18 protein-coding genes and 3 pseudogenes are annotated in these 18117 nt (G+C 62.7%); 13 read left to right on the top strand and 8 right to left on the bottom strand.

Features of this window, described 5'->3' with window-relative positions:
• Positions 1–100, bottom strand: a 100-nt coding sequence (locus NMG70_RS30450; RefSeq protein ID WP_254027910.1) for a GIY-YIG nuclease family protein, incomplete at its 3' end; no start/stop codon positions are given.
• 270 nt (positions 101–370) lie between these two features.
• Between NMG70_RS30450 and NMG70_RS30445 the strand changes: the two genes are divergently transcribed.
• From NMG70_RS30445 to NMG70_RS30400, 10 genes and pseudogenes are all read left to right on the top strand, one after another.
• On the top strand, positions 371–703 hold the full coding sequence (locus NMG70_RS30445; protein ID WP_254027908.1) for an ArsR/SmtB family transcription factor: 333 nt from the start codon (positions 371–373) through the stop codon (positions 701–703).
• Positions 704–718: 15 nt separating this feature from the next.
• A complete protein-coding gene (locus NMG70_RS30440) occupies positions 719–1225 on the top strand; it encodes an arsenate reductase ArsC (RefSeq protein ID WP_254027907.1) in 507 nt (168 codons plus the stop codon).
• 4 nt (positions 1226–1229) lie between these two features.
• Positions 1230–1919, top strand: a complete 690-nt coding sequence (locus NMG70_RS30435) for an aquaporin (RefSeq protein ID WP_301555198.1) — start codon at positions 1230–1232, stop codon at positions 1917–1919.
• Positions 1916–2335, top strand: a complete 420-nt coding sequence (arsC, locus tag NMG70_RS30430; protein ID WP_254027906.1) for an arsenate reductase (glutaredoxin) — start codon at positions 1916–1918, stop codon at positions 2333–2335. The genes NMG70_RS30435 and arsC overlap by 4 nt, the downstream gene beginning before the upstream one ends.
• A 73-nt stretch (positions 2336–2408) precedes the next feature.
• Entirely contained in the window at positions 2409–2729 is a 321-nt protein-coding gene (locus NMG70_RS30425; protein WP_254027905.1) for an ArsR/SmtB family transcription factor, read from the top strand.
• Between the two features lie 50 nt (positions 2730–2779).
• Positions 2780–4213, top strand: coding sequence for an NAD(P)-binding domain-containing protein (locus NMG70_RS30420; protein ID WP_254027904.1), 1434 nt, complete (start codon positions 2780–2782; stop codon positions 4211–4213).
• On the top strand, positions 4210–5448 hold the full coding sequence (gene arsK, locus NMG70_RS30415; protein WP_254027903.1) for an arsenite efflux MFS transporter ArsK: 1239 nt from the start codon (positions 4210–4212) through the stop codon (positions 5446–5448). The genes NMG70_RS30420 and arsK overlap by 4 nt, the downstream gene beginning before the upstream one ends.
• Before the next feature lie 105 nt (positions 5449–5553).
• Positions 5554–7053 carry a helicase HerA domain-containing protein gene (locus NMG70_RS30410; RefSeq protein ID WP_254027902.1) on the top strand — a complete coding sequence of 500 codons (1500 nt, stop codon included), beginning with the start codon at positions 5554–5556 and terminating at the stop codon, positions 7051–7053.
• A gap of 315 nt (positions 7054–7368) precedes the next feature.
• Complete coding sequence (gene ampH, locus NMG70_RS30405) at positions 7369–8493, top strand: D-alanyl-D-alanine-carboxypeptidase/endopeptidase AmpH (RefSeq protein ID WP_254027901.1); 1125 nt, start codon at positions 7369–7371, stop codon at positions 8491–8493.
• A 267-nt stretch (positions 8494–8760) separates the two neighbouring features.
• Positions 8761–9232: pseudogene (locus NMG70_RS30400) on the top strand (ATP-binding protein); the annotation flags it as partial.
• Positions 9233–9447: 215 nt separating this feature from the next.
• Here NMG70_RS30400 and NMG70_RS30395 read toward each other — a convergent pair.
• The 4 genes and pseudogenes from NMG70_RS30395 to NMG70_RS30385 all read right to left on the bottom strand — a co-directional run.
• Complete coding sequence (locus NMG70_RS30395; protein WP_254027900.1) at positions 9448–10638, bottom strand: abortive infection family protein; 1191 nt, start codon at positions 10636–10638, stop codon at positions 9448–9450.
• A gap of 17 nt (positions 10639–10655) precedes the next feature.
• A complete protein-coding gene (locus NMG70_RS30390; protein ID WP_254027899.1) occupies positions 10656–11213 on the bottom strand; it encodes a hypothetical protein in 558 nt (185 codons plus the stop codon).
• Between the two features lie 441 nt (positions 11214–11654).
• Positions 11655–11780: pseudogene (locus NMG70_RS33110) on the bottom strand (DUF4113 domain-containing protein); the annotation flags it as partial.
• A gap of 113 nt (positions 11781–11893) precedes the next feature.
• Positions 11894–12102, bottom strand: a pseudogene (locus tag NMG70_RS30385) (ABC transporter permease); the annotation flags it as partial.
• Between the two features lie 265 nt (positions 12103–12367).
• Here NMG70_RS30385 and NMG70_RS30380 point away from each other — a divergent pair.
• The 3 genes from NMG70_RS30380 to NMG70_RS30370 all read left to right on the top strand — a co-directional run bounded on the left by NMG70_RS30380 (position 12368) and on the right by NMG70_RS30370 (position 14124).
• On the top strand, positions 12368–12844 hold the full coding sequence (locus NMG70_RS30380) for a hypothetical protein (protein WP_254027898.1): 477 nt from the start codon (positions 12368–12370) through the stop codon (positions 12842–12844).
• Positions 12845–13218: 374 nt separating this feature from the next.
• On the top strand, positions 13219–13635 hold the full coding sequence (locus NMG70_RS30375; RefSeq protein WP_254027897.1) for a hypothetical protein: 417 nt from the start codon (positions 13219–13221) through the stop codon (positions 13633–13635).
• A 45-nt stretch (positions 13636–13680) separates the two neighbouring features.
• On the top strand, positions 13681–14124 hold the full coding sequence (locus NMG70_RS30370) for a very short patch repair endonuclease (RefSeq protein WP_254027896.1): 444 nt from the start codon (positions 13681–13683) through the stop codon (positions 14122–14124).
• Positions 14125–14204: 80 nt separating this feature from the next.
• Here NMG70_RS30370 and NMG70_RS30365 read toward each other — a convergent pair whose 3' ends face one another.
• From NMG70_RS30365 to NMG70_RS30355, 3 genes are all read right to left on the bottom strand, one after another.
• On the bottom strand, positions 14205–15185 hold the full coding sequence (locus tag NMG70_RS30365) for an ABC transporter permease (RefSeq protein ID WP_254027895.1): 981 nt from the start codon (positions 15183–15185) through the stop codon (positions 14205–14207).
• Between the two features lie 253 nt (positions 15186–15438).
• Positions 15439–16410 carry an ABC transporter permease gene (locus NMG70_RS30360; RefSeq protein WP_254027894.1) on the bottom strand — a complete coding sequence of 324 codons (972 nt, stop codon included), beginning with the start codon at positions 16408–16410 and terminating at the stop codon, positions 15439–15441.
• Positions 16407–17939 (bottom strand): sugar ABC transporter ATP-binding protein, encoded by a 1533-nt coding sequence (locus NMG70_RS30355; RefSeq protein WP_254027893.1) that lies wholly within the window; start codon positions 17937–17939, stop codon positions 16407–16409. The genes NMG70_RS30360 and NMG70_RS30355 overlap by 4 nt, the downstream gene beginning before the upstream one ends.
• Positions 17940–18117 lie beyond the last annotated feature (178 nt).

The raw sequence follows: 18117 nt of genomic DNA, 5'->3' as shown, positions 1-18117 counted from the left end.
TGAAGCGTGAGCCCTGGCCGGATCTGTGCTCCGGCATGCGGCGGCCGAGATCGTTGGTGATGCCGATGTAGATCGTGCCGCGCTTCTGGCTCGCGGTCATGTAGGCATAGCCGGTCATGGGGGGAAGGGTAACGAGCACCGTTGCGCACGCAAGCGCCATTCTGAGCCGCTGCATTCTTCGGCTTCGGTAACGGCATGGATCCTAGGGTCTGCGCCGCGTCGCTTCGCTCCTTGCTCCGCCCTGGGATGACGAAGCCGCGGTGGCTCGGGAAATAAATCTGCAATCCGGACGCAGTGGCCGCCTCTTGCCTCTGTCATCTGTCTGTCATATGCCGGCCATATACATCCATAATTCCGGATTCTAGGATGCATGGATAAAAACACCGCTCTTCTCGCATTGGCAGCGCTTGGCCAGGACACCAGGCTTGAGGTGTTTCGCCTGCTGGTGCGGGCGGGCGCAGACGGTCTTCCCGCCGGCGAGATCGCCTCGCGCCTCGGTACGGTGCAGAACACGATGTCGGCGCATCTGAAGGTTCTCGACCATGCCGGCCTCGTGCGCGCCGAGCGCGACGGCCGGACGATCCGCTACGTCGCCGACATGACCGGTTTTCGCGATCTGCTTGCCTATCTCATGGAGGATTGCTGCAACGGCGCGCCGGAACTCTGCCAACCGGTCATTCAGGCGGTGACTTGCAACTGTTGAAGGGAGGACTACGCCATGAGCGAGCCATACAACGTGCTTTTTCTCTGCACCGGCAATTCGGCAAGGTCGATCCTCGCCGAAGCGATCCTGAAGCGTGTCGGCGCCGGCAAGTTCAGGGCTTATTCGGCCGGATCGCACCCGAAGGGAGAGGTCCATCCCTACGCGCTCCAGCTTTTGAAAACCCTCAACCACGACACGTCGTTCGCCCGTTCGAAGGACTGGCAGGAATTCGCGGCTGCCGGCGCCCCGGAGATGAATTTCGTTTTCACAGTGTGCGACAATGCGGCCAATGAAGCCTGTCCGGTCTGGCCGGGACAGCCGATGACGGCGCATTGGGGCGTGCCCGACCCGGCCGCCGTGGACGGCACCGACGCCGAAAAGCATCTGGCCTTTGCCGAAGCCTATCGCATGCTCAACAATCGGATCTCGATCTTCGTCAGCCTGCCGATGAACACCATCGACAAACTTGCCCTGCAGAAACGGCTCGATGAAATCGGCCGCGATCTGCCGAAGGCCGGCTGACATCATGGCGGCTGACCTGTCCCGCCGCATTGTCGCGGAAGCGCTCGGCACGGCAATGCTCGTCGCGACGGTCGTCGGGTCCGGCATCATGGCGGATCGTCTGACGGATGACGTGGGTCTGTCGCTGCTCGGCAACACGCTGCCGACCGGAGCGATTTTGGTGGTGCTGATCACCATACTCGGACCGATTTCCGGGGCGCATTTCAATCCGGCGGTGACGCTGGTTTTTGCGCTGCGGCGGGAAATCGAAGCGAACGCTGCACTGGCCTATGTGATCGCCCAGATTGGCGGCGGCGTCGCCGGAACGCTGCTGGCGCACGCCATGTTCGAACTGCCGATTCTGCAAATCTCGCAAACCGTGCGGACCGGAAACGGACAATGGATTGCGGAGTTGGTGGCAGCCTTCGGCCTAGTCTTCACCATTCTGGCGGGTCTTCGCTTCCGTTCGGATGCCATCCCCTGGCTGGTCGGCCTCTACATCACCGCGGCCTATTGGTTCACGGCTTCGACCTCGTTTGCCAATCCGGCAGTCGCCATTGCGCGGGCGGTTTCCAACACGTTCGCGGGCATCCGTCCTGTTGACCTGCCAGCGTTCATCGTCGCCGAGCTGCTGGGCGCGCTGCTTGCCATGGCCTTGGCAGGATGGCTGCTCAGCGAGCCCAAACCAATCAGACAGATGAAAGCCGCGAAATGACCATCACCATCTACCACAACCCCGACTGCGGCACCTCGCGCAACACGCTGGCGATCATCCGGCAGTCCGGCGAAGAGCCTGAGGTGGTCGAGTATCTGAAAAATCCGCCGTCGCGCGAACGGCTCGTCGAGCTGATCGCGGCGATGGGAATGACGCCGCGCGAACTGCTGCGCGAGAAGGGTACGCCGTACGCCGAACTCAATCTCGGCGACCCCAAATGGACCGACGACGAGATCGTCGATTTCATGCTGGCGCATCCGATCCTGATCAACCGGCCGATCGTGCTGACGCCGCTCGGCACCGTACTTGCACGGCCCTCCGAAGCGGTTCTCGACATTCTGCCCAATCCTGATATCGGGCCGTTCACCAAGGAAGACGGCGAAGTGGTGATCGATGCATCGGGGCGGCGCGTCTGACGCCTATCTGGTATTTCTGGAATCTTGGAAATAGCGCTTGACGACACCCGGCAGCGGCAGCTAGCTTATTTCCATGAAACTCGAACAAGCAGCAAAACAGCTTGAGGCGCTCGGCAATCCGACACGGCTTGATGTCTATCGCACACTGGTGAGGGCAGGCGAAACCGGACGACCGGTTGGTTATCTGCAGGAAGCCCTCGGCATCGCTGCGTCGACGCTGTCGCATCATCTCCACCGGCTTATTCTGACCGGTCTGGTCACCCAGGAACGCCAGGCAACGACGCTGATCTGCCGTGCCAATTATCCTGTGATGAACGATCTCCTTGGCTTTCTTGCCGATGAATGTTGTGCCGATGCCGCATGCGGCCCGGCTGTCGGCGAGGCGGCTGCCTAACTCTTTTTTGACCGTTATTTCTATAATCCTAGAAACATAGAAGGTGTGCCATGGTTTCTGAAAACGATCTCCCGGTCGCCATCATCGGTGGCGGACCTGTCGGCCTGGCGGCCGCCGCCCAACTGGTCAGCCGTGGCCTTTCGGTCAAGGTCTACGAGGCTGGTTCTTCTGTCGGCTCGAACCTTCGGGATTGGGGCCATGTGCGGGTTTTCACGCCGTGGCGCTATTGTGTCGACGCGGTTGCCCGAAAACTTCTCGAGAGCCACGGCTGGCGGATGCCGGAGCCGGAGGCGTTCCCTACCGCCGATGAAATCGTCTCCCAGTACCTCGCGCCGCTGGCAAAACTTTCCGAACTGGCGCCGTCGATCGAGACCAACGCCCGTGTTGTCGCCATTTCCCGCTGGGGAGCCGACAAGGTCTTGAGCAAGGCGCGGGAGACGCGGCCGTTCATGCTTGTGGTCGAAACGGCCGGGGACATGCGCCGGGACAGCGCCCGTGCCGTGATCGATGCATCCGGCACCTGGCAGACGCCGAACCCGCTCGGCGCGGGCGGCTTGCCGGCCGAAGGCGAGACGGAATTTGGCGACCGCATCGCCTACGGCATCCCGGATGTTCTCGGCCGCGACCGTCATCTCTATGCAGGCCGCACGACATTGGTGGTGGGCGCCGGCCATTCCGCCGCCAATGCCTTGCTGGAATTGGCGGAGCTTGCGCAAACCGAACCGGGCACTTCGGCACTATGGGTGACGCGCGGCACCGACCTTGTCCGCATTTACGGTGGCGGCGATGCCGACGCGCTGCCGGCGCGCGGCGAACTTGGTTCCGATGTCCGGCAGCTCGCCGAAAGCGGCCGCGTGCGGCTGATGACGGGCTTTGCCACGGTTGCCATTCGCGACGTCGACGGCCGTCTCGTTGTCGAAGGCCAGACAGAAGACGGGTTGCGCAGGCTCGGCCCCGTCGACCGGATCATTGCCGCGACCGGTCAGCGCCCCGATCTCGCCTTGACCCGGGAGCTTCGGCTGGACCTCGATCCGTGGCTCGAAGGCGTCAAGGCGCTCGGGCCGCTCATCGATCCCAATGAGCACTCCTGCGGCGACGTGCCGCCGCATGGTCACCGCGAGCTCATCCACCCCGAGCCCGATTTCTACACGGTCGGCGTCAAAAGCTATGGCCGGGCGCCGACGTTCCTGCTGCTGACCGGCTATGAGCAGGTCCGCTCGGTCGCCGCGGCGCTCGCCGGCGACATGGCTGCCGCCGATGCCGTGCAGCTGGTGTTGCCAGAGACCGGCGTCTGCACGGTGCCGGTATCACCTTCAGGTGCGTCGTCACAGGGTTGCTGCGGCGGACCGGCGCCGGCTGCTGTCGACGCCTGTTGCGTCGACGATGCCAAGGCGAAGGCGAGCGGCAAGTCAGGCTGCGGCTGCGGCAGCACGCAAGCGATCGCAGCAGTACGCAGCGACGATCTCGAGATCGCCGCTCAATGAGCGACCGGAAAATCCCGGCTGCCGCACTCTGGGCGTTGGGGCTGACGCAGATCATCGGCTACGGCACGCTCTATTACAGTTTTAGCATCCTGGTGCCGTCGATCGCGCTCGAGTTCGCCTGGCCGGAACAATGGGTTTTCGGCGCCCTGTCGGCGTCGCTGCTGGTGGGTGGGCTGTTTGCGCCGACAGCCGGGCGCTGGGCCGATCGTTTCGGCGCCGGTCGGGTAATGACCTTTGGTTCGGCTGCCGCTGCGGCAGCACTTGTTGCTTGCGCGGTAGCAACCGGTCGGGTGAGCTTCGTGCTGGCCTTGATGGCGATGGAACTTGCGTCTGCCTTCGTGCTCTACAGCGCCGCTTTCGTCGCGATCGTCCAGATCGGCGGCGCCGGGGCGCAGCGCAGTATCACCCATCTGACGCTGATCGCCGGCTTCGCCTCGACCCTGTTCTGGCCGTTGACGGCGGCACTTCACGAATACCTGACCTGGCGCGAGGTCTATCTGGTCTTTGCCGGCATCAATCTCGCCATCTGCCTGCCCATCCATGCCTGGCTGGCGCGGCTGTCGCGTCGGGCGGACAAAAACGCTTCGGCGACAGCTGCGGCGATCGGGTCGGTCGGCGGGCCGGTTGCCTTCACCGCGCGCGACCGCAGCAGAGTGTTTCTGCTCATGCTTGGCGGCTTCGCAATCGAGGGTTTCGTGCTGTCCTCGATCCTCGTTCACATGGTCCCGCTGACGACGGCGCTCGGACTGGGTTCCGCCGGGCTTGTCGTCACCACGCTTTTCGGCCCGTCCCAAGTGGCAAGCCGGCTGATCAACATGCTGTTCGGCGGTCGGCTGGCACAGACCTGGCTCGCGGTGATCGGCGCGACATTGCTGCCGCTCGGTCTTATTGCCCTGCTGGCGACCACACCATCGGTGCCTGGCGCCATCGCCTTCGTCATCCTGTTTGGATTGGGCTCGGGCCTCGCCAGCATCGTCGGCGGCACGCTGCCCCTGGAATTGTTCGGGCGGGAGCGCTACGGCGCCCGGCTCGGCTGGGTGACGGCGGCGCGCCAGTTCTCGTCAGCGCTTGCGCCATTTGCCCTTGCCATGGCGATGGCAGGCATCGGCGTCCAGCCATCACTCTGGTTGACCGCTGCGGTCGGCATGCTCGGTATATTGGCCTTCTCCGCGATCATCCTAATCAGAAGGCAACCCCTCGCGCATGATCGCGTGATGCTTACGTCGGCGAACTGACGCCCCGTGCAACGACCAGCTGTGCGCAACACCGAACGGCCGGCCATGGGCGCTCGACGGGCTGTGATGCGGTTGATAAGCCCTCTCCTCAAGGAGAGTCGAGACATGACCGTTGCGATCGAGATGGGCCACACGACCGCAGGCGCCCCGGCTGCACTGGATCTTGAGGAGCTGCTGGCGACGCGCCTTTTGGTGCAGGGCAATTCGGGCTCCGGCAAATCCCATCTGCTGCGCCGGCTCTTGGAGCAGAGTGCCCCCTGGGTGCAGCAGACCATCATCGACCCTGAAGGCGACTTCGTCTCGCTCGGCGACCGTTTCGGCCACCTAGTGATAGATGCCGAGGAGCATACCGAGCGCGGCCTGCAGATCGCCGGCGAGCGGGCGCGCATCCACCGCGTCTCCACGGTGCTCAATCTCGAGGGGCTCGACGCCGAAAACCAGATGCGGCGCGCCGCCGCCTTTCTCGGCGGGCTGTTCGAGGTCGCCCGCGACCACTGGTACCCGATGCTGGTGGTGGTGGACGAGGCGCAGCTGTTCGCGCCGGCAGTCGCCGGCGAGGTTTCCGACGAGGCGCGCAAACTCTCGCTGGGCGCCATGACCAATTTAATGTGCCGTGGCCGCAAGCGCGGGCTGGCCGGGATCATCGCCACCCAGCGACTGGCCAAGCTCGCCAAGAACGTCGCCGCCGAGGCTTCCAATTTCCTCATGGGCCGGACTTTTCTCGACATCGACATGGCGCGCGCCGCCGACCTTCTCGGCATGGAGCGGCGCCAGGCGGAGGCTTTTCGCGACCTGGAGCGCGGGCACTTCATGGCGCTGGGCCCGGCGCTGTCGCGCCGTCCGCTGGGCTTGCGCATCGGCCCCACCGACACAAGTCCGCGCAATGGCACGCCGCGGCTGATGCCGCTGCCGGAAGCCGCGTTGGAGGATGCCCGCGCGATCATCCTGGCAGCGCCGCCGCCGGAAACTGTCCGGCCGCAGCGCCGATCGTCGCCGGACCTGCTCGATCAGCTGATGGCGGCGAAGTCGGCGGCGCTGGAAATCCGCCCCGAAGCGGCGGCGGCGCCAATCAGCGCCGAGGATTTGGCCGAGCGGCGTGAGCGGGTCGACCGTGTCCTGCGCGCCGTGCTGGCGCAGCCCGATGCGGGCTTCCGCGTCATCGGCGTGCTTTATCAGGAGTTCGTGGTCCGCTGCCGGATCGAGGGCCTCGCCTCGGTCGTGCCGGACCTGCCGGAGTTCCGCCGCATGCTGACGCGCGCTCGCGCCGGCTTAGGCTCCGACATGGCCGGCGATGACGCGTGGCAGGACGTCTCGGCGCGCGCCTCGCTGCTGCCCGAGGATATGCAGGGCGTGTTCATGATGATCGCCCGCGCGGCGAAGGAGGGCTGGCCTTGCCCGAGCGACGCAGCGATCGCCCGCGCCTATGGCTCGCACTCGCTGCGCCGCGCACGGCGTCTGCTGACCTATATCGAGGAGCAGGGCCTCATCGTCTGCCAACTTGACGGTCTCGGCCGGCGGGTCGTGACGCTGGTGGAATTGGCCTGGGCAACGGCACCGGGCAACCCCAACGCCGAGGAGGCGGAACAGGGCAGTTTGGCTGTGTGAGGCGGCGGCCGAGCGCGCAAGGGGAATGCCACGCATCAAGGCGATGTATGGCTAAGCGGCAGGTACAGCGGCGAGTCTTTTAGAGATCAGCCCCGATCAACTGACGAATGACAAGAAATACGGCAGGACTGTAGCGCAAAATATCCGCCGAAACTACGCTACCGCCGCCGATTACCCCCTTCGGTTCATTCTGTTGACATCTCCTGCTTCTGGAGAGATGGTAAGATACTACGCGGCGGCCCTTTTTCCGAAGATGTTATTCTGCAGCTTTATCAAAGGATTTTGGCAATGCGTTTGTCTCGATCGCGCCGACTTATGGCCATCGCTTTGACGGCAATCGCAGCCGTTCCCTCTTATGGACATGCCGAGGACAAGCTGCTGACGGAAGCGGTGCAGTTCAACGGTACGATCCTGTATCTCTCCACCGAGGTGCCTGGCCTGATCTTCGGCGCCGTGCGCAACGGCGAGACGGCGTTGGCCGGTTTCGGCAAGATTGCCGACGGGAGTGAAAAAGTGCCCGACGGCGACACAATGTTCCGCATCGCGTCCGTGAGCAAAGTGTTCTGCGGCAGTGTGCTTTCCTCGCTGGCGATCGACGGTAAGGTACAGCTTACCGACCGGCTGCAGGATCGCCTTGGCTGGGACGTTACGCTCCCTGAGAAAGATGGCCGCGCCCTCCGCCTGATCGATCTCGTCGCGCAAGCTTCCGGCCTTCCGCGGGAGGTGCCGGTGGCCGAGGCGCCCCCCTCCGACCCCTTCTCGACGAACACCAAAGAGGCGCAGATTGCCGCCCTCAAGGACAATCCGCTGCTGTTCGCGCCGGGCACCGCCGTTCTCTATTCGAACTTCGGATACGACCTCCTCGGAGCGGCGCTCGCGAATGTCTCTGGAAAGCCATATGCCGAGGTCCTGCGGGAGCGTGTCCTCGATCCTCTCGGCATGAAAGACACGGTTTTCAACCCAAGACCGGAGGACGAGCCGCGCCTGATGCAGGGGCATAACTTCGACGGCAGCGCCATGCCCATCGTGCCGACGAGCACAGCCATCGAGTGCGCCGGTGGATTGTACTCGACCGCGGACGACCTGCTGCGCTGGATGAACTGGCATATCGACAACAAGCCTTCCGCGGCCGGCGCCGAGTTCCGCCTTTTGAACCACGCGGCTTTTTTGTACCGGGACGGGCTCGCGTCGGTGGTGGGGCTGGATGACGGCGGCCCGATGGACGCCATGGGTCTCGGATGGGTCATCATGCTCCCCAACGAGCATCGCCCGCTCATCCTCCAGAAGAGCGGCGGCCTGCAAGGGATGTTTCTCTATGTTGCGATTGCACCGACACGCGGCGTCGGCGCTTTCTTCGTCATGAACGAATTCAATGCCGCCGGCTTCATGGCTGGGGTCAAGACGACGAACGATCTCGTCGCGGAGATCGCTCCACGCTGATTTTCGCGCTGATCAGGGGGAATCTGCGCGATGATTAACGCTGTGGAGGGGCTTGACGGGTGTTTCGCGGCAAGGCAAGCGCGACATCGGCTAGTTCCGGCCGACCGCTTAGCCTCCTGAGGACGACCTTTGCCAGCGCCCGACCGCTTCATCGCTGCTCACGGCCTGCTTAAGCGGCGGCCAAGGTTCTGCATCTTGCCTCTTTGGCATTCCGCATTCGTAGCCGACCGCGAATGCCGCGCTGCTCGCAGTCCCGACAGCCTCAGCCGCCTCCTGGCGCAACCAGGCGCGGGGTTCCGTGTCATCGGCGTGCTTTAGCAGGAGTTCGTGGTCCGCTGCCGCATAGAAGGCCTCGCCTCTGTCGTGCCGAACCTGCCCGAGTTCCGCCGCATGCTGACGCGCGCCCGCGCCGGCCTCGGCTCCGACATGGCAGGCGATGACGCCTGGCAGGATGTCTCGGTGCGCCTCGTTGCTGCCCGAGGATATGCAAGGCGTGTTCATGATGATCGCCCGCGCGGCGAAGGAGGGCTGCCCGAGCGACGCGGCGATCGCCCGCGCGTATGGCTCCCACTCGCGGCGCCGCCAGGCGCCTGCTGACCTATGTCCAGGAGCAGGGGCTGATCGTCTGCCAGCTCGACGGGGTTGGTCGGCGGACAGTGACTCTGGTCGAACTCGCCTGGGCGACGCGCCGGGGGATCCCGGTGCTGCGGAGGTGGAGCAGGGGAGTTTGGCTGTGTGAGGCGAGGGATGAGCCCGTTTGGGCTCGACGCTGCCGTACGGCTGGCTCGTGCTGGCTAACCAAATGCTCGCATTGGGTCAGACGCGGTCATTGACCCATGTCTGCTTAGCGCCGGAGCCAATCTATGTGCATATCGGAACGGCCGGAACTGGGCCGAGAGCGAACCGGTACCCACGGATGCGTCGGGGGCGTTTGCTACTCTGAAAATCTTATCCTCAGTCCGCCCTCGACTGCCTTTGACGCTCCCGCCATGTCGATACCAAGAACGTTGCCATCGAACCTGAAAGGTTGACGGCCAGTTCGGCGTGCCGGGCCTGCGGCCTTGCCCGCAAAGGGCCTTGACTATGGGCGTCACCCAGCCGATTCCTCAATGCCCCAAGGGATTCAACAATGGATTGGCAGCCGCCCAAAATCTGTTTGAACACCTTTTCGGTATAGTCGTCCGGCGCAATTTTCAGCGTCTTGGCCAGTTTGCGATAAAGCGCGGGCAGTTCCTCGTCGTCGGCGAAGGTTTCACTGGCTTCAGACAGAATCCATTTGCAAACATCCTCCAAGAGCGTTCGGGCAAGGGTAATGGCACCAGCCGGGTCGGAAGAACGCCGATCCATAGCCATTTCCCATCGCTGATGAACGTGGTCGGGATCGAACTCAGCTAACACGGCAGATATGGCAGCATCCGCTGGCGCACCGATAGAAGCCGCCCGAACCTCATAGACCGGGCTTCCCGACAGCCTGCGGACTACCTTCAGAGCGTAACCGTCTGGCTGCAGATGCTTGTTGAGCAAAGCGACCACTTCGGCTTGCCGATCCGGCGTCTGCACCACGGGGTCGACAAGGCTTTGCAAGAAGCGAAATACCTGGTCGCGGGAACAGGTGAAAAAGTCCAATGCGGTCAACAGATCCTTTTGCGACCAATCTGAATTAGCGACTGTGTGCCGAATGATATCGGTCTCGAGGGTATGCGTGCCGAAATCCTCCCAATTGCGGGAATCATTGAATTTGCTGAGCATAGAGCCAATCGGCCATACACGACGCAACAGGTCGATTTCATCAATTTCCGTGCAAAGTGGGTGGCCCTCCAGGCCTGAAGCGATCCGGCGTCTCGTCAGTTCCGTAACAGGAGGAGACCCGCGTTCGGTGATGAGGGCCACAAACTCTTGCAAATCGAAATCTTCGACCTCGGCGAGTATCAATTTGGCGACTTCAATCACCTGCTCGGCCGATACGCCGGCCAAACGTTTCGAAGCGTAGGTGAACTTGCTTCGATAGGCTTCGTCGCTGTCTCCTTCAGAGAGTCCGAGCCTGGTGCATAGCCCCGGCACGTCGTAAGCCTTGAAGCCCGAGATAGCATGCGCAACAGCCTGCCGGAGCCTCCGAGTTTCTTCGGGCGTAATCCTCAACTTCATCTGTCGGCCTCTGCGAATTACGCCGCGGTTGTCAAGGCCGGCAGCACGTCGGGAGCGGTAGTCACGTCCTCCAACATGTCGGCCGCACCAACCTCGAAAGCGCGATCCAGCAACGCGTTAAACCTACCTTCCTGCAGCCCCGGCGTTTTCTGGTTGTAGTGCCAACGAATGACACGATGCGGATTCCAGATGATGGCATGGCTGATCTCGCCGGATCGCCCTGGCTTGATATCGATGAATTTCAGTTCTTGTAGGAGGCGCATCCGCGTCGACCAAGTGTAGCCGGCACGTTGCCCCGTAAATCCCGCCGCGTGGGCGAGGTCTTCATGCTTGGCGGTGTTGACCATGGCGTTGTCCCACGTCTCGCACCACAGCCCGGTGTAGGTCGATGACAGTGGCTTTCCGTTGCTCATGTCGTCCATGATCTGTAGGATTAGCGGCATCGTCTTCGGGATTGTTGCGAACCCTTTGTTGGCCAGACGGTGCCAGATCAATTTTTCCGCGCCTGGCCATAACATGTCCCGCTGCGCAACCAGCTTCTTCGCAATTGCGGCGACTTCTCTTCCGGACGGCATTTCGTTCTCCTTAAAATTGGCCAGTTTGGACCTGGCTGGGTTGGCAGGCGCTTCTTGCGGTGGAGGCGCAGAAGGCGGGCCGGGTTTGGACCCCGGCCCTGAGTTGAGCATCGGGAAAATCTCAGGTTTGGACCCTGGTTCACTCGATGCATCATAATATGAAGTCGAAATGTAATAATCTCAATGACTTAGATGTTTACTTAATCATTCTGAGTTGCCGAATCGCGCGGTTCATAACCACAAGTTCGCGCGAACTTTTGCATCTTACATTGTTGAATTGCAACAAGTAATTCATGCCAGGTCGAATTAACCGGCGAAAACAATGGGTTGCTGGCTTACCCGCAGTCCTCAATGTGCTACTGTGCTGATGCGTGCTTAGCGTACTCACCGTGCTCCCGGATGGTGCGGAAGGGTGAGGGGATGCTTTTTACGATAGCTAATTTAGGCGGCGACGCGGGGTATCTCGTCCCAACGCATCGTGAAGCACGGCGACTTTTGCTCGAATTTCGTCGCCCATCGTTGGCTCAGCCCCGCAGCGGCCGGCTCAAGAGTATGCCGACCGAATCGTTGGTTGACGGCCTAGCCAATCGCAACGGTCGGCATGAGGCGCAAAGCCGCCGTCAACGTCTCGGCAGACGTAGTCGACCTTGTGTTCAAAAGCAGCCGTTCGAGTCAGCCCCCTACCTATCCTCAATAATCCTCAAATACGCCGCCGTAACGAACACGATCAGCCCGAACAGGATCCGCCACGCGCCTTCGGGCATTTGCAGGATGGTGAGCAGCGTCGTCAGCACGGTGAGGATCAGGGCACCGATGATGGTGCCGGTGTAGCCGCCGCTGGAAAGATCGAGGTTCCTCCGATCACGGCGGCTGCCACCGAAGGGAGTAGAGCGGCGGTGTCGGATCACTCGCCCACAAGGGTACCCTTGCTCCGAATTTGCCGTCACACCCTTCAAGGTGGGCGCGCGCATTGAGAAGACGCGTAACGCACATGCTTCAGCTACTAACTTACAAGTTCATTGCGCCCTTATAAGGAAGGTGCTATAAGTTGGCTTGCTTAACTGGAGGACTGCCCAATGGCAAGCGTTTCATATATCTCAACCTCGAAGCTCGTCTCTTTGCTCTCGTCTGCTGATCCGCAGAAGAAGCTCAACATGCGCGTGCTCAGCGTTACGCGCCTCTCACTCGAAACCGATACATTTCAGCCGGTCTCACTGATCGATCTCGCTGAGGAGAAGATCATCGTAGCCGAAGGCGCTGTCGAGATGCCGGCCGCAGCACCCAAGGCCTCGCGCAAGAGCGGCAACTATCAGCTCGTGGTATTCGGCGAGAAGTTCGACGCTTACTCGCTGAAAGAGTTGCTCGGGACCGGCCTTCGCGCACTCGAAAAGCACAAGCCCGGGACGCTTGAGAAGCTCTCGAAGATCAAGACGACCACTAAGCGCATTGTCGCGCACGACCCCGCCGCCTTGTTCGACTCTGAGGGCTTGTCCGAAAAATTCAGCATGCAGCTTATGAATGGCTGGTGGTACGGCACGAACAACTCCGCGCAGGAGACCGACGCGTGGCTCAAGCGTGCTTGCGACTGCGCCGGTGTGAAGTGGGGCAAGGACTTTTCCACCAACCTGTAGGCTGCCCAAGTTATGCTCCGGCCTGATCAACCGGGGCGACTTTTTGGGCATAAGTGGTAGAAACCGTACGCGATAGTCGTTCGTAAACGCTCCAGGCGGCGGGAAATGGGCAATCAACCGAATCTACGGCCAACCTTGACGCAGTCCTATAAGCGGCTGGTATTTTACTGCCACGACTTGAGGTCTTGAAGTAACGATTGTACCCGATGGTGTAGTGCTGCAACGATGATCAAAGATAGACCTGCATTGCTTCTGGCGCGCCCGGAATACCGTCATCTTCCCGCCTCGCCTTTCGGCTTGGGCGTTGCACGATTCCCGAGTTGATACGGGCTAGCTTTGGTCCACTGGGCGGTATTCAACCGGTCACCGGGACGATGGCGAAGGCCGCAGGCGGCGTAATGCACGATTCGCCCTCGCGTGGCGAAATCGAACTCTTCCGCCAGCAAGGCACTCAGTTCCAGATGATTTCGGTGGTTGTCAGCATAGCCGCCCTGAAGATCGTCGATGGCGTGCCGCACGCAACGCCCTACGCCATCTCGCTGATACCTGCGTCGAAGCGCGATCGGGTGGACGAACGGCCGATCGATTTGATCGCCAAACTTGATGTTCAGAAGTTTTTGCGGGAAACGCAACCCTGCTACATGGGCTACGATCCTTTTGCCGGAGACTGGTCGCTGTTCGTACCGCTCGGCTCTCTCATGGGAGAAAAGCCGTTTGAGGACTGCATCGACACGCTGGGCTTGGTAGTTGAACAGTATTCCTCGCGACCAAATTCGACTATGCGGACGTAATCGAGACGCCAATCGGCATGGCGAACCCAAAGCATGAGGCCAAGTTTGCCGCTCATCGCGGTAAGCTGCTCTACCGCCCCCTTCACCAAAGTCGAGTCTCGCCGCGTTTGGGGCGCCGAATCGGCTATCGAACTTTTCCTGTTTCAGGAACTACTCTACCGCGGCCTAGCACCGTTGCTACAGGTGCTGTTTTACGATGACGGTTCGTTTTACCCGTCGCTATATCATTTGTGGCGCGACATCGAATTCCGCCACACCCCCGGCATGATTACGGAGGCTGACATGTTTTTTCCAAATGAACGCGTGGCAGTGTTTTGTGATTCGACCAAGCATCATCGCGGCGCCAAGAACGCAGCGAAGGATCGAGCGGTGAATCAACGATTGGAAGCGGTCGGCATCCGCGTTGCGCGCGTACCTGGCGCGGTCATCGCCAGCGATCTTGGGGCGGCAGCCGACATGGTGACGGACGCGCTGCGCGAGCGCGCTTAGTTGTAGGACCGCTTTAGATTGCTTTTCGCGTCGTCAATACATGCTGAGCAATGTCTATCTCGGGTCACAAGCAGGCAGCCCTACCGATCCTCAATAATCCGCAAATACGCCGCAGTCACGAACAGCACGATAAGCCCAAACAGTATCCGCCGCGCGCCTTCCGGCATCTGCAGGATGGTCAGCAGCGTTGTCAGCACGGTGAGGATCAGCGCCCCTATGATGGTGCCGGTGTAGCCGCCGCGGCCGCCGAAGATCGAGGTGCCGCCGATCACGGCGGCTGCCACCGAAGGCAGCACCAGCGGCTCGGCGAGCGACAGCGACGGCGCCTTGATCAAGCCGACATAGAGCAGCCCGGTGATGCCGGCGAGCACGCTCGAGATGACGTAGAGCGCGGTGATGACCTGCCAGTAGCGGACGCCGGACAGGCGTGCTGCCCCTTCATTGTCGCCGACCGCGTAAAGCAGGCGGCCGAAGCCGGTGCGGTTCAACGTGAAGACGATAAGGATGGCGATAGGCACGAACAGCAGCAGCGCATTGGGCACGCCATAGGTGAGGCCGGTGCCGAGCCAGGCCAGGAAGGGCGGAATCTTGGCGCCCGAAGCGATGACGGTGCGCTGATAGACCTGCAGGCAGCCGGTGCCGATCAGGCTGGTGCCGAGCGTCATGATCAGCGGGTGCACGCGAAACACGCCGACGCCGATGCCGTTGACCAGGCCGATCAGTACCGCCGGCACCAAGGCGATGAGGATCGCTACACCCGGGTCATGATTGACGACCTGCGTCGCCATGATGAAGGCGCTCATCGTCGCCACTGTTCCGACAGACAGATCGATGCCACCGGTCAGCATGGTCATGGTCTGGCAGCCGGCAAGGATTGCCAGCGGAATGGCGAATTTGACGGTGTTCGCGAGCCAGCGCTCGTTGACGATGCCGGGGCGCAGGATCTGCAGGACCACCACCAGGATGACCAGCAGGATGATCAGGGGAATCAGCGGCCGGTCGGCCATGAAGCGTTTTACGCGGCGGCCGAGGGGGACGGGTTGGATCGCGGTTGTGCTCATGGGATTGCTCGCGATTGGTTTTGCGCGATGCCGGGAGAGGATGGTGTTCTACGGCGCCCCCCTCTGTCCTGCCGGACATCTCCCCCACGGGTGGGGAGATTGGACGGCGCGACGGCTTTCGCCAATTGTCGGCGTTGCAAGAATGAGCGAGGCGCCGAAGCTGCCGATCTCCCCCCAAGTGGGGGAGATGTCCAGCAGGACAGAGGGGGGCGCCGTGGAGCACCGACTCCGCAAACCAGCCTCACGCCATTGCTCATGATTGCCGGCTCCGCATGGTGATGAACGCGCCGAACATGACGACGGCGACCATGATCGCGCCCTCGATGATTGCGGTGACGTTGGGATCGATGGCCAGCAGCGTCAGGTCGGTGCGCACCAGCCGCAGCACGAAGACCGCGACGATCGGGCCGAGCAACCCGCCCTTGCCGCCGCCAAGGGCGACGCCGCCGAGCACGACCGCCGCCACGCTGGCAAGAAGATAGGGGCCGGGAATGGGGGCGCCGATGCCGGTGCTCATGGTCAGCGCCAGCCCGCCCATGGCGGCGAAGAGCCCCGACAGGGCATAGGCGATGATCCTGGTGCGCGCGACCGGCACGCCGCTGCGAAATGCGGCGAGCTCGCTGCTGCCGATGGCGTAGATCGACAGGCCGAGTTTTGAGCGCTTGAGCGGTACCCAGATGATGCAGAGGCAGACGACCAGAAGCACCAGCGCCTTCGGTATCCAGGCAGAGATCCCTGGCAGGCCCGGGATCTGGACAGTGCCGACGATGGTCGCCCTTAGCCATTCGGCCACCGCGCCGCCGGGCGCACCGAGGACCAACAGCGCCGCGCCCTGCAGGACGAACAGGGTGGCCAGCGTGACGACGATATCGGGCACGCGGGTGACGACGATCAGCATGCCGTTGACGGCGCCCAGCACCAGTCCCATGGCCAGCACGAACGGCACGACAAAAAGCGCGTATTCCTCGCTGGCGCCGTCCATCATCGAGGCAGCGGTGACGCTGGTCAGCGCCATCATGGCGCCGACGGAAAGATCGATGCCGCCGGCGATGACGACAATCGTCTGGGCGGCCACGGCAAAGGCGTAAGGCAGCACCGCGCGCACCAGCGAGCCGAAATCGCCGCTGCCATAGCCCGGCTGGATGAGCCTGGTGATCACCAACAGGATCACGAACAAGACAAGCAGGCCGGCGACCCAGCCCTGACGGCGGACGAGGCGGCTCAAGGTTTCGCCACCGAGTGGATATCGGCAAGGATGCCGACATCCTCCTTGGCGCCGCGCGGCAAGCCGTAAGCGGCGCGCATCAGCGCCGGCTCGTCGGCGAGTTCGACGGGGAAGACATCGACGACGCGGCCCCCAAAGATGACGATGACGCGATCGCAGACACGCTGCACCTCCTCGAGCTCGGATGTATAGAACAGCACCGACTTGCCCTGGTCGGCGAGTTCGCGCAGCAGCTTGTAGATCTCCTGCTTGGTGCCGACATCGATGCCGCGCGTCGGGTCGAAGCAGAGGATGGTCTGTGCCTCAGCGGCGATCCAGCGGGCGATCGTCACCTTCTGCTGGTTACCGCCGGACAGGCGCTGCACCTCGCGCTGGGCGCGGGTGTCGATCTGCAGCCGCTCGATCGCGCTGACCACCCTTGAGCGCTCCTGCGCCATGTTGATCGGCCCCCAGTTGCGCAAGGCGGCGCTGAACGGGAGCGCGATGTTTTCGCGCACCGAGCGCTGCATGGTCAGCGCTTCGGTGCGGTCGCCGGGCACATAGGCGATGCCGGCGCGGATCGCATCGGCCGGATGCGCGAATTTCACCGGCTGCCCGTCCACTTCGATGGTGCCGCCGGACGGGCGGGTGGAGCCGGCGAGGGCGGCGAAGAGCTCGTCCTGGCCTTGGCCCTCAAGCGCGACGACGCCCGCGACCTCGCCGTTCGCCAGATCGAACGAAACGTCGTTGAGTTTGGTGCCGACACGAAGGTTCGCCACGCCGAGCCGCGGGCGGCTATCCCCAGGCGAAGCGGCGTGGCTCGCCTGGCGCGCCGCCACGCGTGTCTTTTCGATCCTGGCGCCGAGCATCATCTCGACGATGCGCTCCTCGACGCCCGGCTCGATGTCGACGACGCCGACGGTCTCGCCGTCGCGAAGCACGGTGGCGCGGTCGCAAAGTGCCGATATCTCGACAAAGCGGTGGGAAATGAAGATCACTGAACGGCCGCTGTCGCCTTGGCGGCGAACGACCTCCAGCACCTTTTCGGCAAGGTTTGCCGGCAGCGCCGCGGTCATCTCGTCGAGCAGCAACACGTCGGGCTCGACCGCCAGCGCACGCGCCAGATCGAGCACGCGCAGCACGGCAAGCGGGATGTCGCGCGCGATGTCGCGTATGTCGAGGTCGGGAATGCCGAGTTCGCGCACCCAGGCGCGGAACGGCTCGACCGGCGTGTCGGTCAGGCGAAGGTTGGAGGCGACGTCGAGATCGGGGATGAGCGACGGTTCCTGATAGACGGGAAGCAGGCCGGCGCGGCGCGCATCGGCGGGCGAGCGCACGTCGCGCGTCTCGCCGCGGATCAGGATATGCCCGGCATCGGCGCGGATGGCGCCGGTCAGGATTTTGACCAGCGTCGATTTGCCGGCGCCGTTGGCGCCCATCAGAGCGTGCACCTCGCCCGGCAGGACCGACAGCGACGCATTGCGCAGCGCCACCACGGCGCCGTAGGTCTTCACGACGCCGGTGGCGTCCAGGAGGGGGTTCGTGGTCAAAATCGCGTTGCTTTCGTTCCAGAAACTCTATTGCTGGCGCTCTACGGCGCCCCCCTCTGTCCTGCCGGACATCTCCCCCACAAGGGGGGAGATTGGCAGCTTTGACGCCGGCTCTCTTCTTGCAACGCCGAAGATTGGCCAAAGCGTTGGTGACGGCTGATCTCCCCCCTCGTGGGGG

The sequence above is a fragment of the Mesorhizobium ventifaucium genome (assembly GCF_935822925.1).
Taxonomy (GTDB): domain Bacteria; phylum Pseudomonadota; class Alphaproteobacteria; order Rhizobiales; family Rhizobiaceae; genus Mesorhizobium; species Mesorhizobium ventifaucium.
The sequence above is the reverse complement of the archived record's forward strand: the minus strand, read 5'-3'. Positions and strand labels throughout refer to the sequence as shown.